Genomic DNA, 3006 nt, shown 5'->3' on the forward strand with positions numbered 1-3006 from the left:
CGGCGCCGCACGAGCCCGCCGCCGCCACCGGCGATCTGCCCGCGGACGTGGTCGCGCTGGTGCGCGCCGGCGACCGCGGCGCGGCCTGGCAGTTGCTGGAGCGCAAATACGGGGCGACGTCGGCGCAGGCCTTGCGGCGCATCGCCGAGTACGAGATCGCGCGCAAGCAGCGTGGGCGTGGCGGCGGTGCGGGTGCGACCGTTGCGGCCGGCGACGACAACGGCCGGATGATGCTGTGGGCGTTGCTGGTGGCGATCGCGGCGGTGGTGGTGTGGTGGTTCGTGTGGTGACGGGGCGGCGACGGTCGCGTGGGTTTCGTCGTGGGTGCGAGGTCGCGGTCGCGGCTCGCGCCGCTCCTACAGGCAGCCCATGCAGGAGCGGCGCGAGCTGCGACCGCGCCACCGCGATTACGGCGAAACCATCGCAGCCGCGGTAATCCCGCCCCGCCTCACCCCAACGACGCCAGCCACTCCTCGTCGCTGCCCTCGTTCACGCCCTCGAACAGGAACGTCGACAGATAACGCTCGCCGGTGTCCGGCAGCATCGCCAGCACCACCGCGCCCGGCTCCGCCGACTGCGCCACCTGCAAGGCCGCGGCCAGGGTCGCGCCGGCGGAAATGCCGACGAACAGGCCTTCCTCGGCCGCCAGCCGGCGCGCGGTGTCGCGCGCGAGCACGTCGTCGACCGGCACGATCTCGTCGGCGGCCTCGCGGTCGAGCACCGCGGGGATGAAGTCCGGGGTCCAGCCCTGGATCTTGTGCGGCGCCCAGTCCTTGCCGCTCAGCAGCGCCGCGCCGGCCGGCTCGCTGGCGGTGACGCGCACCTCCGGCCGCGCCAGCCGCAGCATCTGCGCCACCCCGGTCAGGGTGCCGCCGGTGCCCCAGCCGGTGACGAAGTGGTCGAGCCGGCGGCCGGCGAAGTCCTGCAGGATCTCGGCCGCGGTGGTGTTGCGGTGGAACGCCGGGTTGGCCGGGTTCTCGAACTGGCGCGCCAGGAACCAGCCGTGCTTTTCCGCCAGTTCGGCCGCGCGCCGGACCATGCCGCTGCCGCGCTCGGCGGCCGGGCTCAGGATCACCTTGGCGCCGTAGGCGCGCATCAGCTTGCGCCGCTCGATCGAGAAGGTCTCGGTCATCACCGCGACGAAGCGGTAGCCGCGCGCCGCGCACACCATCGCCAGGGCCACGCCGGTGTTGCCCGAGGTCGCCTCGATCACGGTGTCGCCGGGCTTGAGCAGGCCGCGCGCCTCGGCGTCGAGCACGATCGCCAGGGCCAGGCGGTCCTTGACCGAGCCGCCGGGATTGAACGCCTCGACCTTGGCGTAGAGGCTGACGTGGCCCGGCCCGAGCCGGTGCAGGCGCACCACCGGGGTGCGGCCGATGGTCTGCAGGATGCTGTCGTAGATCATGGGGGGCGGCTCCGTGGGAGGAGCCTGGAGTATGCCCCCGGGGTCGCGTCGCGGCGGCGTCGCTGCAGGTTGCGGGCGGGCAACGCGGCGCGCCGACGGCTTCGGCAGGCACGTTGCAAGCGGATTGCAGGCGCGCTGCGCGCAGATTTTCGGGCACTTGGCCGGACACTTTGCCGAATTCGAGGCGACGCCGGTCAACCAATGGCCCACGCGCACGTTCATACGCGACCGCTAGAATCGCGCGGCTTCGCCGTCCGCCTGCGACGGCTCGCGCGGCGCCCTCGGGGAGAGGGAGGCCGCTACGCCATCCGATCCGCGCCCTCGCTTCCATACGCCAGCACCCCGGCCCGCCCCGTTCAGAGAACCGCATGCGACCACGTTCCGCCTTTCGTTACGGCTGCCTATTCGCGTTCGCCCTGGCCCTGGCCGGGTGCGGCAAGGGCGGCAAGCCGCAGGCCGGCCAGGGCGGCCCCGGCGGCGGCCAGGGCGACCGGCCGACCCCGGTGACCACCGAACAGGTGCGCCTGCGCGCCTGGAACGACACGGTGCAGGCGCTCGGCAACGTCAAGGCGCGCGAGTCGATCACCGTCACCGCCAAGGTCAGCGAGATCGTGCAGAGCGTGCACTTCGACAGCGGCGACCACGTCGCCGCCGGGCAGTCGCTGGTCACCCTCAGCGGCAAGGCCCAGCAGGCCGCGCTGGCCCAGGCCGAGGCGACCGCGAAGGAGGCCGAGCAGCTCTACCAGCGCCAGACCGAACTGGCCGCGCAGCAGCTGATCGCGCGCTCGGCCCTGGACACCCAGCGCGCCACCCGCGACGCGACCCGGGCGCGGGTCGAACAGATGAAGGCCGACATCGGCGACCGCCAGGTGCGCGCGCCGTTCGCCGGCGTGCTCGGCATCCGCCAGGTCAGCCCCGGCGCGCTGGTGACGCCGGGCACGGCGATCGCCACGCTCGACGACACCGAGCGCGTCTACATCGATTTCCCGGTGCCCGAAACCCTGCTCGCGCGCGTGGCCAAGGGCCAGAGCGTCAGCGGCACCAGCGCCGCGTATGCCGGCAAGCGTTTCGAGGGCGCGGTCGCCACCGTCGATGCGCGGGTCGACCCGGCCACCCGCGCGGTCACCGTGCGCGCCGACTTCGCCAACCCCGGCCACCTGCTGCGCCCGGGCATGCTGGTGCAGGTGACCTTGCTGCAGCCGCAGCGGCAGGCGCTGCTGGTGCCGGAAATCTCGGTGGTGCAGGTCGGCAACGATTCTTACGTGTACCGGCTCAAGCCCGACGCCACGGTCGAGCGCGCCGACGTGCGCATCGGCGCGCGCCGCGAAGGCCTGGCGGAAGTGCTCGACGGCCTGGCGATCGGCGACACCATCGTCGTCGACGGCACCGGCAAGCTGCGCGCCGGCAGCAAGGTGCAGGCGGCCGGCGCGCAGACGCGCGAAGCCGGCGCGCCGGCGGGCGCCGCGCGGGACGGCCGCAATGGGTAAGGCGGCGCGGGCGTTGAAGGCACGGATTCTCGATCTGCTGCGCGCGGTGGCGCCGGCGTCCCTGCGCCCGCGGCGCGAGCAGCCGCGCGGCGAAGGCGAAGGCGACGGCCGCGC

General features: G+C 73.8%; 3 protein-coding genes. 2 read left to right on the forward strand and 1 reads right to left on the reverse strand.

What is annotated here, in order from left to right; genetic code table 11:
• On the forward strand, window positions 1–290 hold a 290-nt coding region (locus tag A7A76_RS01345), incomplete at its 5' end, for a hypothetical protein (RefSeq protein WP_206409505.1).
• Between the two features lie 158 nt (window positions 291–448).
• Here A7A76_RS01345 and cysK read toward each other — a convergent pair.
• Window positions 449–1405 (reverse strand): cysteine synthase A, encoded by a 957-nt coding sequence (gene cysK / locus A7A76_RS01350; protein WP_206409506.1) that lies wholly within the window; start codon window positions 1403–1405, stop codon window positions 449–451.
• A 368-nt stretch (window positions 1406–1773) separates the two neighbouring features.
• Between cysK and A7A76_RS01355 the strand changes: the two genes are divergently transcribed.
• A complete protein-coding gene (locus A7A76_RS01355; RefSeq protein WP_206409507.1) occupies window positions 1774–2892 on the forward strand; it encodes an efflux RND transporter periplasmic adaptor subunit in 1119 nt (372 codons plus the stop codon).
• Window positions 2893–3006: the final 114 nt, after the last annotated feature.

Origin of the sequence: Lysobacter enzymogenes (assembly GCF_017168095.1) — a bacterium.
Lineage (GTDB): Bacteria > Pseudomonadota > Gammaproteobacteria > Xanthomonadales > Xanthomonadaceae > Lysobacter > Lysobacter enzymogenes_D.